Origin of the sequence: Lactococcus sp. DD01, from assembly GCF_001578715.1 — a bacterium.
Taxonomy (GTDB): domain Bacteria; phylum Bacillota; class Bacilli; order Lactobacillales; family Streptococcaceae; genus Lactococcus; species Lactococcus petauri.
Window position 1 is genome coordinate 74,214 of record NZ_KQ968940.1, and the last position, 16,288, is coordinate 90,501.

A 16,288-nucleotide genomic window follows, 5' to 3' on the forward strand; every position below is an offset into this window, starting at 1 on the left:
AAAATGAAAAAAGATTATGAATGATACATCTCGTGCATTGAAGTTCTTCTATCTCTACTTCAAAAAATATAAATTACAATTCCTCGTGATTGCGATATTTATCATTGCGGCTACTTATCTGCAAGTTAAAGCGCCCGTACTTCTCGGGGATTCTATCACACATCTTTCGACTTACGTTGGTGATTATTTTAGTCATCAACACGCTGATGAAGCGATGAAAGGTTTACAACAAATAGCGGCAGGAGCAAACCAAGCTCAGGACGCCTTGCAGCAGATTGCTGCGCAAATGGGGAAAGCTACTGGACAAGTGGTTGATTGGCATAGTCTGACATCTGCTAATGTACCAACTGCGGTAACTTCTAACCTTCCTTCAGGAACAACAATTGATAGTCTTCAAGCCATGGCTAATATTCCGACAGATTGGCACCAGCTTACAGATGCCAATGTTCCAGAAGCTATTCGTGCTAACCTTAACGGTCAGTCAATTTCTGACTTGATGAAGGTAGCTACATCACATGCACCAAGCAAGGCTGACTTTATGCGTTCAATGTGGATGCTACTTGCTTTTTACGTGATGACAGGTATTGCGCAACTTATCTATAGCTTGCTCTTTACACGTATCGTTGCACACTCAACAAACCGTATGCGTAAAGGTCTCTTTGGTAAGTTGGAACGCCTAACAATTTCGTATTTTGACCGTCATGCGGATGGAGATATTCTCGCCCGCTTTACCTCAGACTTGGATAATATTCAAAACACATTGAATCAAGCAGCAGTGAACGTTACCACTAACTTTGCCCTGTTCATCGGGATTTTGTATATGATTTTCGACCAAAATGTCAAGATGGCATTAGTGACAATTTCTACAACTCCTGTGGCCGTTCTCTGCGCTGTGATTATCATTATTCAAGCTAAGAAATACACGGATAGACAACAAAAAGAAGTCGGCGAACTTAATGCTTATATGGATGAAAAAATCTCTGGGCAAAAAGCGATTATCGTTGAAGGACTTCAAGCAGATGCAATCGAAGGTTTTGAAGTACGTAATGATAAAGTACGTAAAACAACCTTCGCAGCTCAAGCTTGGTCAGGTATGATTTTCCCATTGATGAATGGCTTCTCCCTCTTGACTTTGGCTTTGGTTATTTTTGCAGGTGCTAATATCCTCCTTAATGATGCTTCATTATCAACTGCTGCAGCCTTTGGTTTGCTTGCTACATTTATCCAATATGCGCAACAATATTACAACCCAATCATGCAGATTTCTTCATCTTTCGGTCAATTGCAACTTGCGGTAACTGGTGCAACACGTCTGAATGTGATGTTTGATGAAAAAGAAGAAGTACGTCCTGAAAATGGTAAAACTTTTGAAGGTATTTCTGAAGGTGTACACATTGAAGATATTGACTTTAGTTATCTTCCTGGCAAGCCGGTCCTCAAAGATGTCAACATTAATGTAAACAAAGGCCAAATGGTTGCCTTGGTTGGTCCAACAGGATCAGGTAAAACAACTGTTATGAACCTCATGAATCGTTTCTATGATGTGGACAAAGGGGGAATAAAGTTTGACGGTACCGATATTCGTGAATTTGACTTAGATTCATTACGTTCAAAAGTTGGGATCGTCTTGCAAGAATCTGTCCTTTTCTCTGGAACCATTGCGGACAATATCAAGTTTGGTAAAAAAGATGCGACTATGGATGAAGTTATCACAGTAGCCAAGACGACACATATCCACGAATTCATTGAGAGCTTACCAGATGGCTATGAAACGCTTGTGGATGACGACGATAATGTTTTCTCTGTAGGTCAAAAACAACAAATTTCGATTGCCCGTACTATCTTGACTAACCCTGATTTGCTTATTCTTGACGAAGCAACATCAAACGTTGATACGGTGACAGAAGAACAAATTCAAATGGCTATGGAAGCAGCAATTGCTGGTCGTACTTCATTTGTTATTGCCCACCGTTTGAAAACAATACTTAATGCAGATAAAATTGTTGTTCTTAAGGACGGCGAAGTTATTGAAGAAGGAAACCACAATGAGCTTGTAAATCTTGGTGGCTTCTACTCTGAGCTTTATCACAACCAATTTGTCTTTGAATAAAATTAAGAAGTATCTTAATATAAAAAACGCTCGTGCTTTAACGAGCGTTTTTTTTAATGTGGTCAAGATTTCCTAAAATAAGGGAAAGTGCTGATCATACTGAATCAGGATATTTGCTCGAAAATAGCGATAATATCGACAGGACCAATACCAGCAGGAATAATTAGCTGCTCTTTGCTTAAGGGAGCATCCTCTACTTGCCAGCCGACAAAGTGATAGTGAGGTAATTTGACTTTGGCTGGTGAGATGTAGCCTTGTTCAATGCTTCGCATACCTTCAGGATGGTCCCACTCAAGTGGTTCATTCCAAATTGTTTTAGCGCTGTAGCGTACAGGATATTTGATTGGTGTCCATTGTGCATGAAAGTCATAGATTTGCCCAATAGGCTCGAAGTGATGTTTTTCTTGAGGTTTCCAGAGGAAGCTGGGATTATAGACTCTGGTGCGATGAATAACTGAAGTTGGTCCAGCATACAGTTGGGCTTGTTCCTGAGATTGGGGGTGAGCAAGTACATTGTGACGGTTACGGACTTTAGCCCATCCTTCAAAGGTATAGCCGGGGAGCTTTAAGGTTTTGTTCTTGAGAGAATAGCTTTGACTTTTAGGAAGGAGTTCCGAGCTCATGCCAATCCATTTCCCTTCAGCACTTATTATTTTATTATAAGCTTGATAATCTGCTTCATTAAGAGAAGGCACTGGACTTATTTGAGCACGTTCCAAATGGTTGAGCATGTCATTATTAATATTGAAAAAATAATTTGCTTTAAAAAAGGTTGCTTTCTTTTTGTTTGGGATGAAAGAAGTTTTGAGTGAAAAATTCATCATTTATCCCTTTCTTTATTTTTGGTGTTTAATGTTATATTATCATTTTTTTCTAATGTTAAATAATAATATACAATGAGATTTTAGACAGATAAATGAATACATTTCATAGATGAAGATCTGCGAAGAAAAAAGGATGCTTTTCATCTATTCAAAAGACGGGAAAAATGGTAGAATAGAGGGTACATGTATTTCATGTCTCAAATAAAACAATAAGTGATAGAGTAATAAATTTATGAAAAAAATAGTAATCAATGGTGGTAAAAGTATCTCAGGGAAGGTAACGATTTCTGGAGCTAAGAATAGTGTAGTTGCCCTTATTCCGGCAACGATTTTAGCTAACGATATTGTTACACTTGAAGGCGTTCCCGATATTTCAGATGTTGCAAGTTTGGTTGATATCATGGAAATCATGGGCGCAAAAATTCAACGTGATACTGATGCGGGTATTTTGACGATTGATACACGTGACGTTGTTTCAAAGCCATTGCCCTATGGTAAGATAAACTCTTTGCGTGCATCGTATTATTTTAATGGAGCACTTCTTGGTCGTTTTGGGAAGTCAACAGTTGGTTTGCCCGGGGGATGTGATTTAGGTCCACGTCCTATGGATCTTCATGTTAAAGCTTTTGAAGCTTTAGGAGCAGAGTTATCTTACCTTGAAGATGCCATGCACCTTGAAGCTAAAGAAGAAAAATTACATGGCACAACCATCTATATGGATATGGTTTCTGTAGGTGCAACAATTAATACAATGCTTGCAGCGAGTACAGCAGAAGGTGTAACCATTATTGAAAATGCAGCACGTGAACCAGAAATTATTGATGTAGCTACACTCTTGAATAACATGGGCGCAAAGGTACGTGGGGCTGGCACAGATGTGATTCGTATTACAGGAAAATCAGAAATGCACGGTGCACGTCATACGGTCATTCCTGACCGTATTGAAGCAGGAACTTATCTTGCTTTGGCTGCAGCTATGGGAGACGGTGTCATCGTTGACAATGTTATCTACGAACACTTAGAATCTTTTATTGCTAAACTTGAAGAAATGGGTGTACGCATGACCATTCGTGAGGACTCTATCGAGGTTCATCGCTCAGAAAACTTAAAAGCTATCAATATTAAGACAGTACCTTACCCTGGTTTTGCGACTGATTTACAACAACCAATCACACCGTTATTACTGAAAGCACAAGGCCGTGGTTGGATTAAGGATACGATTTATGAAAAACGTGTCAACCATGTGCCAGAAATGGCACGGATGGGTGCTACAATCTCAACTGTAGATGATCATATTATTTATGAAGCACCTAATAAGATTCAAGGTGCTCATGTTCGTGCTACCGACTTGCGTGCAGGAGCAAGTTTAGTTTTGGCTGGTATTATCGCCGAAGGTACAACAACGATTGAAAATATTGAATTTATTCTTCGAGGTTACGATAGTATCATAGAAAAAATGACGGCTTTAGGTGTTGATATTCAACTTATTGAAGATTAATTGTGAAAAGTTAACACTTTTTACGTATCATTAATATAGGAGGTGTATATGGCTGATTTAAAATTTGAAATTGAGGAGCATCTTATTACTCTATCTGAAAATGCTAAAGGCTGGACAAAAGAGCTTAACCGCGTGTCATGGAATGGCATGGAAGCTAAGTATGATTTGCGCCAGTGGTCGCCCGACCATGAAAAGATGGGCAAGGGAATTACGCTGACAGATGAAGAATTTGCTGTTCTTTTGAAAGAACTCGGAAACAAATAAAAAAACCAGTTTTTCTGGTTTTTTTTATGAATCATATATAAAAAGAAAAACCATTAGTATGGTTCTTTTATCAATGCATGTAAATCATGACAATCATAGCGATGTAAAGAGCAAAAGTAATCACAAAAGTAATGCGCCAAAAAAGCTTAAAGAAACGTTTATATTTGAAGTCTTTAAAATAGAACAAATCTAATAGCAACAAGACGAGAGCTAAGAAGGAAAGAATCAAAAAGTAGTAAGGCAAAATATTGATAGCAGTAAATTGCTCTGAAAAAAGTTGGAGTCCAAAAATTAAAAAGAGGACAAAAATATCAGGAATGCGAAGTTTTCGATTAGTCAAGTGGCGAATACGTAAAAATTTAAAAGCGAAAACCAATACGATCCAGCTGAGAAGCGGATATAAAGTGGCAATAATCTTAGGTAACATAGCTTAATTTTAGCGGTTTTGGGTACTTTTGTAAAGTGTTATTTGTCGGAACAATAAATCGAGATGTAAAAATAAAAAGAAAAGCCATAGTTAAGCTTTCCTTTTTATTTAAATTTCACGAATTTCAGCAAATTCAGCTTGTACAAAAGTTGCGAGTTCTTTTGGGTTGAGGCGTATAGAACGGCCGATTTCACCGGCAGATACAATGATTTTATCTGCATCCAGTGCGATGGTATCTATATAGATAGGGAACCTTTTGGTTTGCCAGATACCGACAGGATTATTAGCACCATGGATGTATCCAGTAGTTTTCTGCAAATCTTTTTGAGGAATCATGTGGACCTTCTTATTTCCGGAGACCTTTGCTAATTTCTTTTCAGAAAGATGCTCTGTCAGAGGAAGCATCCCTACGATTGGACCCGTTTTATCTCCTATAAGTGCGAGCGTTTTATAAATGTCACGACGTTGGATGTCTTCAGGCATGAGCTCTGTTTCTAAAGCATTGAGAGCAAGCCCTTCATGATTGACTTGACCTTTGTCCAGAATTTGTTCAACTAATGTTTTTTTCAGTTTCTTTTTCTTGCTCATGCGTTCATTATATCACTTTTTCGCTTGAAAAATCTGAGGTGCACTCTTGGAGAGCAGAACAAGGACTAGAGAAGCAAGAGCCGCAGTCGCAAGTCCACTTATTCCATTGACAACAAATGAATAGGGAATAGCCCCCCAGCCTTTCCAAGCATATTGTCCCCAAAAAATAACACCAGCGACAAAGTGCCAAAAATATTTGATAAGAACGCCGAGAAAAGCTACAGCAAAGATTGTACGTGTTTGGCTAGAGTCCTTTTTGCGCAAAACACCAGCTAAACCAAGAGAAATCGGTGCAACAATATATTCAAGCAAGGCCTGTACTGGAGTCAAGATAGTAGCTTGACCTAATACAATCAGAAGTAGGCCAAATACTAGCCCGCCTGTCATGCCCCAAAAGACGCCGCGGCGCAAGGCTAAGACCAGTAAGGGAATAACTGCCAGCTCAAGATAAAAAACTTGAGCATAGTTTATCGAGATGAAACTCAAGACAAGAGCTAATGCAGCAGCAATAGCTGTTTCGGTAAGTTCTAAAACTTTAGAATTAGACATAAAAAATCTCCTTTTGTTGGCACAAAGGAGGGTTAGAGAGAATTGAAGACAGCAGTCCCCTATACAAACACATTCCTACGCTGGTACTAACCAGATCAGGTCAAATGGTGTTTCTCAGCTCTTGGTTTCCCTTAGAGCACCCATTGTGCAAATTTTTAATTTTACAATCTTAATATACCATAAGATGTTTACTTTAGCAAAAATGTCATACTTATTCCCAGAAAATTCCAAGCCATATGAATGGCCATATTGAGGTAAAAATTTCGGTATTTAAAATAGAATGTGGTTAACACCAGACTCATTGAGCCATAAACAAGCCAACTGTAAAGATCTGTTGGACTGTGCATACCTGCAAAAAGCAGAGCTGCTGTCATGAAAGCTAAAAATTTATTTTTTGTGAAGAGAACTTCGAAAGGGCCAACACGGTAAGTGAGTTCCTCAAAGAAACCGGCAAAAATCGTTTGGACAGCAAAGATGCCTAAAGGAATAACCTGGGCGAGACTATTCAATGCCTCTTGATTTTCTGTACTTGCGTGTAAACCAAGCGCCTGTGCTAAAATGTTGACACAGAGTGAAACTAAGAAAAGCGCACCAAATCCGAGGGCGATTTTGCCCAAGGGAAATTCTTTGATAGCAATCGGTGGAATAATATTACGGCGGCGAGCAAGAAAGTAAGATAAGCCAAGAGCAATAAAGAAAATCATAAAAAAGATCACTTGGTCAAGAGAAGAAAAAGCTCTTCCAGAATGCAATTGGCTCATGAGTGACGTAGCAAAACTTGGCAATAAAGAAAGTACAAAGAAAGCAAGCCAGATTGATTTTTTATAAGTAAAAATTAAACTAATTAGATAAAGAAGGAGGCTGAGTCCTAACCATTGCCCCCAACCAGCCCGTAAAGAAAAAGGAAGGGCAAAGAGAAGAGCAGGAAGAATTGTCCAGGTCCAAGGTTTTTTAATAAGGTCTCGAAATTTAATCATAGAACAATTCTAACATATAATCATTGATAATTTGTATAAGTTTTAATAAAATATAAGAAGATAAATGGAGAATCAGAATGAAAGAATTCATAAATAATTTAGAAGTTTGCTTACCAGGCTACCGTGTACTCAATCGCGAAGAAAATTTAAATTTTTATCGTGATGTGCTTGGCATGAAAGTCTTGCACGAAGAAAATGCAGAAGTTTTTTTATCTGGTTATGCAGCAAAGCAACCAAGGTTAATCTTAGAGGAATCACCAGGTGTAGTTCCAGTTCAAGGTGTGAAAAAACATGGACGTACAGTCATCCAAGCTGATGAGGATGAAATCGAACAGCTTTTAGCGCGCAATCTGGACCAAGTCACACATCTTTATCAGGTAAAAGACAGTTGGGCTTTTGAAGCTGTTTCTCCAGAAAGTGATGTTTTTCTGATGGTATCTGTAAATGATTGGTCAGACTTAACGGAAGTTGCTAAATCTGAAGTTGACTTTGATGAGGGAGAATTTACAGGATTATCCGATTTCGCTATTAAAGAGGTGCAAATTAATATTGCTGAAAAGTCTATTATTTCAGAGTACGAAAAAATTCTTGGTGTAAAAGCGCAAGGGAATCTTTTAGATCTTGCTGGCTTGCATCTGGTCTTGTGTCAAAATGATGGACCTGACTTGACAGCTAATATGGATGAAAAGCTAGACCTGATGCTTTTACGTTTTCAAGTGTCGCCATCTTTTGATTTGGCTCAGTTTGCATATGATTTACCTGATGAAAAATTGTATCTGGATAAAAAAGCAAAGACATTGGCTATTGACATCCCACACCACATGGAACTTTGGTTTACAAAACAAGGCCTATGAAAAATGAAGAAGAATTTTTAGCGACAATTGATGACTATGTGGCAGAAGCAATTTTCCCAGGCTGCCAGATTGCTATTGTAGAAGGAACAAAGGTTCAAGAGTTTGTTCGAGGCAATCAAGCAATACTTCCACAAGTCGAACCATTGGTTGCAGGGAAAAAATGGGATTTAGCTTCCGTTTCAAAAGTTGTAGGTACAGGAACAGTAGTCATTAACCTCGTTTTATCAGGAAAGTTAAGTCTGGATGCTCCGTTTACGGATTATTATCCTGATTTTCATGATGAGAGCATCACTTTGAGACAGCTTCTTACTCATACAACAGGTATCAATCCGTTTATTGAAAACCGTGATAAGTTAGATTTTAAAGGTTTAAAAGAGGCGATTGACCATATCGAGGTAACGGAAGACAAAAGTTGTCACTACACAGATATTAACTTTATTTTGTTGGGCTTTATGCTTGAAAAGCTTTATGGGAAATCTTTAGACGTAGTTTTTAAAGCAGAGGTTTTTGAAAAATGGGACATGTCTGCCACATCTTTTGGTCCTGTTACCAATGCTGTACCGACAAGTCTAGATACGAGAGTGGGAACAGTTCATGATCCAAAAGCAAAAGTGTTAGGAAAACATTGTGGATCAGCAGGGCTTTTTGCACCGATGAATGATTTGGTGAAATTTGTTCAAGGTTATTTTTCAGACACAAAATATTTGGACCTACAGAAAAATTTTGCAGCGGGTCAACGTCCAAGAAGTTTAGCTTGGGACTTCATACATGACCAATGGTTGCTACACACAGGTTACACAGGAACTTTCATCCTGATGAATCTGGAAGCAAAAAAAGCGGTGATTTTCTTATCCAATCGTGTGCATCTGAAAGATGAGCGGGCACAATGGATTGCAGATCGCGATGTATTGATTGAAATACTCATAAAAAATTTAAGCTGACAGTCCTGTCAGCTTTTTTTACTACCACATAAAAAAACATTTTCCTTTTAAAAAGGAAAATGTTTAATATTTCTTAACTGATATTGTCTACAGGATCGTTCTTTTTCCGATAACTGATCAATATAATAAAGTAAAGTAGTGCGGTAAAGAGGGTTACTCCAACAGGATTAGTAGTAAGGATACCAAAGAAAATCAATAACAAAGCAATAAGAGCAATAAGACTCATGCTCATGGTACCTAAAGCTTTGGTCTTACGCGCTAATAAGAAGCCTGCAAGACTAATTAAGAACCAAACTAAAAGGACAGTGTAAGATAAAGAACCAGCGAGATAGTTGAATAAGCTGTTTCCTAAGAAGTAAGAAAGAACAACACCAATATACAATGTCCCAGAGCAGAAGAGCACAGCTCTTTGAGGAACCTTGCTTTTATTTAAAGTAGCAATTTTTTGCGAAAACTTCCCTTTATGATTTTTTAAGCGGAAGAATAAAATTCTTGAAGAGGCATAAATGCCAGAGTTGATTGAAGAAAAGAGCGCCAGAATAATAATGAAATTAATGATGTCTGCAGCAAATGGAATATGCATTTTGTTAAAGACCATGACAAACGGGCTCATTGTTGATGTTGCCAAGTCGTTCCAGTTGTAGATAAGGAGCAAGAGGAACATTGGGACGATATAAAAAGAAATGATACGTCCAATAACGCCTCGGATAGCGCGTGGGATAGCAGTTTTAGGATCTTCTGTCTCACTAACAGTAATGGCAATGAGTTCAGAACCACCGTAGGAATAGATAACAATCAATAAAGAATTGATAACGCCTTTAAGTCCGTGTGGCGCAAAGCCACCATATTTTGTCATCCCTGAAAATGCAGATATCAAGTTGGTATTAAAAATGTTTTGTGCAACTAAAATGACACCAAAAATAATAAGAAGAATGATAACGCTGATTTTGATAAAAGCAAGCCAGTATTCTGTTTCGGCAAAGAATGTTACTGACAGTAGGTTAATAAGTGACGTTAGGATAGCGATGAGTAAGACAAAAGCCCATGAAGGGATATTAGGAAACCAAAGCTGTATAAAGCTAGCAGCAGCGACAGCTTCGGCAATAATATTAATCATCCAAAGTGACCAATACACCCAGTCGGTAAAGTCGGCCGCATGGTTACCCAGATAAGGTTGAACCAAACCTGAAAGGCCATGTGGTTCATCCGAGCTGAGAACTAATTTTTCTAAGCTCTTCATCACGAAGAATAAAACCACGCCTCCGATAAAGTAAGAAAGAAGGACAGCAGGACCAGCAGATTCTATAGCGGAAGCGCTCCCTTTAAAGAGTCCAGCCCCAATTGCTCCACCTAGAGCAATCATAGTGATATGGCGTGTTGCCATTCTCTTTTGTAAATTTTGATTATTTTCCAATTATAAATTCCTCTCGTTATAAAAATAAATATTTTTAATTTAAAATTCTAAGTCAAATTAAGTCTCCTCTCATTTTATTGTCACGTTTGAGTAGCAATAATCGTTAAAAATAAATTAAAAAAAGATGCCCAAAGGGACATCTCTTTGCCCCTTTTTGACCAACGCCAAAGAGGACTCACACCTTTACTTTACAGTACTTAGTGTGAGCCCATAATCAACAACAAAACTGTGTGATAAGCGTTAATCATTTTTTGAGCCTCTTTATTTTAATAGTGTAAAGTATAATACAAATAATACAAAAATTCAAATTTTTGCACAAATTAAAAAATTAAAAGTGGACTTAAAAAATTTTTATGTCAAAAGGTTTTTACATTGACTTACACTGAAGGAACTAAGTCTTAGAAAAAATTTTTATTGAAGACGGACATACGTTTTTTATTAGGGCATTCGTGAAAAAATTAGTCAAATATGGTATAATGTATGCACATTTTAAAGGGATTTAGAAGAAAAAATAGACGGAGAGTTGGTGCAAAAAGGCATCAAAAATAGGATAAAGATAAAATGAGCAGAATGATGCCAGCACGTGTACGCAGTGAAGGAATAGCCCTGTATAGTCAGGGGCTTTTAATTGATCCGTCAATAGAAGAATTTAAACTTTCTGCAGAGGTTGCCGGAGAACAAGTAATTTATGATATGGATGGAGCGCAGGACTATTGTTCTTGTGCTGATTTTCAGCGTAATCATCGCTATTGTAAGCACATTGCTGCAGTAGAAGAATACCTCAAGAATGAAAATAAAGAAATCGAAGACGATAAAAAAAATATAGAAAAGATTGAGCTAGTGGCAAATGATGAATTGGCTGCCAACGCTGCCTTTTTAGATGCCTTGAATGGGGAAACACAAGTTAATTTCGGAGCAGAGCAATTTTCGATTGAAGTACATGTTGAAGATAATTCACAACTCTATGATGTTTTTTCTATGGATTACTTCATGTATTTTGACTTACGCTTATATAGCGAACGCTTAGGTAGGGCTTATGTGATTAAGGATATTCCATATTTTTTGAGAACATTGCAAAACTTTGGACAATATTCGCTTGGTGCTCTTCACTATGTTGATCTCTTTTTTGATAATTTCGATGAAGCCAGTCAAGACTTTTTGAATTTCTTGCTTAAAATACATGGCAAACTTGATGCCCAAATGGCCAATCAACTATATATTAAAAATGGACGTTACCTCAACTTCCCTTATCTTTTTATTGAAGAGGCAATGGATTTGGCTTCTAACTTGTCACGTTTTAGCTTGAGATTATCAGGTGCATTGGTTAACTATTTCACCTTCGTTACTCTTGACGAGGATTCAGAAATTTTTAAATTTAGTGTGACAAGCCAAAGAGACTTTATTGAGTTAAAAATCGAAGATAATGCCTTCAGCACTTTTTATAGTGGTTCGCTTTTATATTATAATCATGTCTTTTATAAGGTTGATCATGAACAAAAACGGTTGTTGCAGCTGGTTCAAAAAGAACTTGAGGGTGAAAAACATAATCAATTTTCATATATGGATAAGGACAAAGTAGCACAAGCACTGCAACAACTTTCTAGTTTAGGTCAAATCTCAGCTCCTGAAAATTTTGTTATTCGCCCCTTTACACCGATTTTTAACTTTGCTAATCCTGATGGACAAAATATAGAACTTTCGGTTCAATTTGATTATGGAAATTTTAAAGTGGAACACTTCCATGAATTAGAAACACTCGAGTTTTCAAGAGACTTACGCCTAGAAAATAAGATATTTACGCTCATGGCTCGTTTTGGTTTCACACGTTCTTTTACAAGTTCTGTTACGCTTTCGGCACAATTTGCAGAAACTTTCTTTATTAAAATTTTGCCTCAATTCCAGAAATTAGGTCAAGTAAAACTGTCTCCTGGACTAATGGATATGAAAGTCGATGAAGTGCCGGAAATCATGATTGATCGTCGAGGAGGCTTGTTGGATATCGCCTTTGAAATGCCAAGCATCGGCGAAAATGAATTTGCAAATGTTATTGCACAACTGCAAAATAATGCGGAATATTATGTCAGTGAAAACGGAAAATTATTTATCTTTGACCAGAAGTTCAGTGAGTTGAAATCAGCTTTACGAGAACTGGATGATAATTTTACCATTAGTGGAACGAGCTTAGAAGTCAATGTGACACGTAGCTTCCAAGTTTCTAAAATATTTGAAAATATTTCAAGTAGCAATTTTTCGAATGAATTTAAAGCCTTCTATGAGCACTTAACGCACCCAGAAACCTTCCCTTACGAAAAACCTGAGCATGTCAAAGCAGAGCTGCGAAGTTACCAGGAAACAGGAGTTCGTTGGATGTCTATGTTAACGCACTATCACTTAGGAGGTGTGTTGGCAGACGACATGGGGCTGGGTAAAACAGTACAAGCAATCACCTATTTACTATCAAATCTAAAAGAAGATGAAACAGCCTTAGTCACTGCTCCTGCCAGCCTTATTTACAACTGGGCCAGTGAGTTTGAGCAATTTACGGACACGGTAGATTATGTGGTTGTTGATGGGATGAAGGCCGATCGTGATGCTTTGATTCACGGGAAACATCAAGTTTATATTACAAGTTACGGAAGTTTCCTTAAGGATTTCGATGATTATCAAGACAAGAAGCTTAACTATCTTCTCTTGGATGAAGCACAAGCTGTGAAAAACTACAGCAGTAAAACAAATAGAGCACTTAGTCAACTGAATGTTGAGCATACTTTTGCTTTATCAGGAACGCCGTTGGAAAATCGCTTAGAAGAAATTTGGGCTATTTTCCAAGTGGTCATGCCTGGCTTTTTACCAAAACGGGAAACATTTAATAAGATGTCGCCAGAAGTTATTGCCCGTATTATCCATCCATTTATTATGCGTCGTAAAAAAGAAGAAGTTCTGACAGAGTTGCCTGATAAGATGGAAATGACCTTACGCAATAACATGGTTGAAGAGCAAAAGCTCTTATATTTAGCACAATTGGAATTGATGCAACAATCTGTCCGTCAAATGGACAGTGCGAGTCTTAAGAAATCACGTATTGAAATTTTGGCAGGAATCACACGACTCCGTCAAATATGTAATACACCGGCACTTTTCATGGACAACTATGAAGGTGGTTCTGGGAAGTTAGACAGTTTGATGGAGCTTTTAGAGCAAGTCAAGGCATCTGGTCATCGCCCTTTGATTTTCTCACAGTTTACCAAAACCTTCCCTTACATTGAAGAAGCCATGGAAAAATTGGATCTCACAGCTTATAAGCTAACGGGTTCAACTCCAGTCAAAGAACGGTTAGAAATGGTGCAAGCCTTTAATGCTGGAAGTCGTGATGCTTTCCTCATCTCACTGAAAGCAGGTGGTGTAGGTCTGAACCTTACAAGTGCTGATGTTGTTATCCTGGTCGATCTCTGGTGGAATCCAGCGGTTGAGGAACAAGCCATTGCAAGAGCCCATCGTATGGGGCAAAAGAGTACTGTTGAAGTCATTCGCTTGATTACACAAGGAACGATTGAAGAAAAAATCATGGAGATTCAGGAACGTAAAAAAGATTTGATTGCAAATGTTTTAGACGGTGATGTGATTGATAAGACGCTCAGCGAAGCAGAAATCAGAGAAATTTTGGGACTATAACTTTAAAAATCACTGAAAATGCGATATAATAATAATTGAAACACTTACCTAAGAAAAAAATAAGATTAAACAAACTTTTTAAGGAACGTAGAGGAAAAGTTTCAAGACAAACAAAAAATTAAGTAGGGCAAGCAATGAACGAAGGAAGAAGAGTCGTATTTCCAATCATAGATGATGATGAAATGCTTGAAAAAGACACACGCGTCATCATGACAAATTCACAACTGATTACTAAGAATCCTAGTCAACAAGACGAGGCTTCTTTTGGTGGTGTTCAAATGTCTGATAAAAAACGTTCAGATGTCTATAAGCCAATAAAAACAAAGGTCAGCTATAGCACTCAACATCGTCCATTAAATAGCAATCATAGTGGGTATAGTTCTTTTGATAAAATGCCTAAAAAAACGAGTGTTGATGAATCAAAAGAAAAGGCCAAAAGAGAAGCAGCGGTACCTCCTAAACGTCCAAAAGGCTATGTTCATCCGCTAGAGCGTGATAAAGATGATTTTTCTTTACGCCGTTCATCAGCAGTACTTAATGCAGCGAAACCGGCATCGAGTGAAAAGAAGACAATCGAACAAAAGCCGATGTCTCCAAGACGTCCAGCCACTAATAATCCGATTCGGGATATGAAAAAACGAGGATTAAACCTCGATGAAGCTATTATTTCTGGCTCTCCTCAAAAAGGAGAAGATAAGGCTAAAACTGCAAAAAATGAGTATTTCGATAATAAACGGAAGAACTTATTTGACCGCGGACTTTAAATAAAAGAAGGAGAAAAGATTTCAGTTCCGACTGAAATTTCTTATTTATCATGGAAAAAGTATATCATTTTATAGGAATTAAAGGCTCAGGTATGAGTGCACTCGCTCTTATGCTCCACCAAATGGGTAAAAAAGTACAAGGTTCAGATACAACTGACTACTATTTTACACAACGTGGACTTGAGGAAGCGGGTATTCCTATTCTTCCTTTTGACGAGAAAAATATTACACCAGAAGTTGAGTTGATTGCAGGGAATGCTTTCCGTACGGACAATAATGTAGAAATTGCTTTTGCTGAAAAAAATGGCTTCACTTTTAAACGTTACCACGAGTTTTTAGGTCATTTCATGGAAGATTTTATCAGTGTTGGGGTTGCGGGGGCGCATGGTAAAACTTCAACGACAGGAATTTTAGCTCATGTCATGAAAAACGCTGTAGATACGTCATACTTGATTGGTGATGGTACAGGACGTGGAAATGCGGACAGTGAGTATTTTGTTTTTGAATCTGATGAATATGAACGTCACTTCATGCCTTATCATCCAGAATATACAATTATTACAAATGTTGATTTTGACCATCCTGATTATTTCCAAAATATCGATGATGTAGCCTCTGCATTCCAAGACTATGCTCAAAATATTAAAAAAGGTATTTTCGTTTTCGGAGAAGATCCTTATTTACGTAAAATTACAGCAGAAGCACCGATTTACTATTATGGTTTTGAAGATGGAGATGATTATCAAGCAAAAGATATCATCCGCTCAACACGCGGCTCATCTTTTGATGCTTATTTCCGTGGTGAAAAAATCGGACACTTTGTCGTGCCTGCTTATGGGAAGCACAATATTGCAAATGCCTTAGCGGTAGTTGGTGTAACACATCAGCTTGGCTTGGATATGAATGATATTGCTGATCATTTGTTGACTTTCTCTGGTGTAAAACGCCGATTTACAGAGAAAAAAGTTGGCGAAACAATCATTATTGATGATTTCGCACATCATCCTACCGAAATCGAAGCAACGATTGATGCAGCGCGTCAAAAATATCCAGATCGTGAAATTGTAGCCGTTTTCCAACCTCATACATTTACACGAACAATCGCCTTTGCAGATGAATTTGCTCAAGTCCTTGATTCTGCAGATACTGTATATCTTGCTGAAATTTATGGCTCTGCGCGTGAAGTTGACCACCATGAAATTACAGCACAAGACCTTGCGGATAAAGTACGTAAGCCTGCTCGTGTTATTTCAGTGGAAAATGTTTCGCCACTTTTGGATCACAACCGCGGCGTTTATGTTTTCATGGGCGCAGGTAATATCCAACAATATGAAGCAGCCTTTGAGGATTTGCTCAGTCAGTTGACAAAAAATACATTGTAAAAACAAAAAGACTTCCTTAACAGA

General features: G+C 37.8%; 14 protein-coding genes and 1 riboswitch. Of the genes, 8 read left to right on the forward strand and 6 right to left on the reverse strand.

Annotation, left to right across the window (positions count from 1 at the left end):
• Nucleotides 1-16 precede the first annotated feature (16 nt).
• Nucleotides 17-2,110 carry an ABC transporter ATP-binding protein gene (locus tag LACDD01_RS08195; protein ID WP_061414298.1) on the forward strand — a complete coding sequence of 698 codons (2,094 nt, stop codon included), beginning with the start codon at nt 17-19 and terminating at the stop codon, nt 2,108-2,110.
• A 104-nt stretch (nt 2,111-2,214) separates the two neighbouring features.
• Here the strand turns inward: LACDD01_RS08195 and LACDD01_RS08200 are convergent, their stop codons facing one another.
• Nucleotides 2,215-2,934, reverse strand: a complete 720-nt coding sequence (locus LACDD01_RS08200) for a hypothetical protein (protein WP_019292259.1) — start codon at nt 2,932-2,934, stop codon at nt 2,215-2,217.
• 232 nt (nt 2,935-3,166) lie between these two features.
• Here LACDD01_RS08200 and LACDD01_RS08205 point away from each other — a divergent pair, with 232 nt between their 5' ends.
• Nucleotides 3,167-4,432: a UDP-N-acetylglucosamine 1-carboxyvinyltransferase gene (locus tag LACDD01_RS08205; protein WP_061414301.1), complete on the forward strand. Its 1,266-nt coding sequence runs from the start codon at nt 3,167-3,169 to the stop codon at nt 4,430-4,432.
• A gap of 48 nt (nt 4,433-4,480) precedes the next feature.
• Nucleotides 4,481-4,696, forward strand: a complete 216-nt coding sequence (locus tag LACDD01_RS08210; protein ID WP_003133281.1) for a YdbC family protein — start codon at nt 4,481-4,483, stop codon at nt 4,694-4,696.
• 70 nt (nt 4,697-4,766) lie between these two features.
• On the opposite strand, the gene LACDD01_RS08215 is transcribed toward LACDD01_RS08210, so the two are convergent.
• The 4 genes from LACDD01_RS08215 to LACDD01_RS08230 form a co-directional block, all read right to left on the reverse strand.
• Nucleotides 4,767-5,123, reverse strand: coding sequence for a DUF3397 domain-containing protein (locus LACDD01_RS08215; protein WP_019292257.1), 357 nt, complete (start codon nt 5,121-5,123; stop codon nt 4,767-4,769).
• A 108-nt stretch (nt 5,124-5,231) separates the two neighbouring features.
• Nucleotides 5,232-5,711: an aminoacyl-tRNA deacylase gene (locus tag LACDD01_RS08220; protein ID WP_061414303.1), complete on the reverse strand. Its 480-nt coding sequence runs from the start codon at nt 5,709-5,711 to the stop codon at nt 5,232-5,234.
• Between the two features lie 12 nt (nt 5,712-5,723).
• Nucleotides 5,724-6,260, reverse strand: coding sequence for an energy-coupled thiamine transporter ThiT (thiT, locus tag LACDD01_RS08225; protein ID WP_061414306.1), 537 nt, complete (start codon nt 6,258-6,260; stop codon nt 5,724-5,726).
• Nucleotides 6,261-6,315: 55 nt separating this feature from the next.
• Nucleotides 6,316-6,414, reverse strand: a riboswitch (TPP riboswitch).
• Between the two features lie 34 nt (nt 6,415-6,448).
• Nucleotides 6,449-7,237, reverse strand: a complete 789-nt coding sequence (locus LACDD01_RS08230) for a CPBP family intramembrane glutamic endopeptidase (RefSeq protein WP_019292254.1) — start codon at nt 7,235-7,237, stop codon at nt 6,449-6,451.
• Between the two features lie 77 nt (nt 7,238-7,314).
• Between LACDD01_RS08230 and LACDD01_RS08235 the strand changes: the two genes are divergently transcribed.
• Nucleotides 7,315-8,091: a CppA family protein gene (locus tag LACDD01_RS08235; RefSeq protein ID WP_061414309.1), complete on the forward strand. Its 777-nt coding sequence runs from the start codon at nt 7,315-7,317 to the stop codon at nt 8,089-8,091.
• A complete protein-coding gene (locus tag LACDD01_RS08240; RefSeq protein WP_061414312.1) occupies nt 8,088-9,032 on the forward strand; it encodes a serine hydrolase domain-containing protein in 945 nt (314 codons plus the stop codon). Before LACDD01_RS08235 ends, LACDD01_RS08240 begins: the two co-directional genes overlap by 4 nt.
• Before the next feature lie 73 nt (nt 9,033-9,105).
• Here the strand turns inward: LACDD01_RS08240 and LACDD01_RS08245 are convergent, their stop codons facing one another.
• Nucleotides 9,106-10,446, reverse strand: coding sequence for an amino acid permease (locus LACDD01_RS08245; protein ID WP_061414315.1), 1,341 nt, complete (start codon nt 10,444-10,446; stop codon nt 9,106-9,108).
• A 561-nt stretch (nt 10,447-11,007) separates the two neighbouring features.
• Here LACDD01_RS08245 and LACDD01_RS08250 point away from each other — a divergent pair.
• From LACDD01_RS08250 to murC, 3 genes are all read left to right on the forward strand, one after another.
• Nucleotides 11,008-14,118 carry a DEAD/DEAH box helicase gene (locus LACDD01_RS08250; protein WP_061414318.1) on the forward strand — a complete coding sequence of 1,037 codons (3,111 nt, stop codon included), beginning with the start codon at nt 11,008-11,010 and terminating at the stop codon, nt 14,116-14,118.
• Between the two features lie 134 nt (nt 14,119-14,252).
• Nucleotides 14,253-14,882: a hypothetical protein gene (locus tag LACDD01_RS08255; protein ID WP_019292249.1), complete on the forward strand. Its 630-nt coding sequence runs from the start codon at nt 14,253-14,255 to the stop codon at nt 14,880-14,882.
• 50 nt (nt 14,883-14,932) lie between these two features.
• On the forward strand, nt 14,933-16,264 hold the full coding sequence (murC, locus tag LACDD01_RS08260; protein WP_019292248.1) for a UDP-N-acetylmuramate--L-alanine ligase: 1,332 nt from the start codon (nt 14,933-14,935) through the stop codon (nt 16,262-16,264).
• The last annotated feature ends 24 nt before the right edge of the window (nt 16,265-16,288 follow it).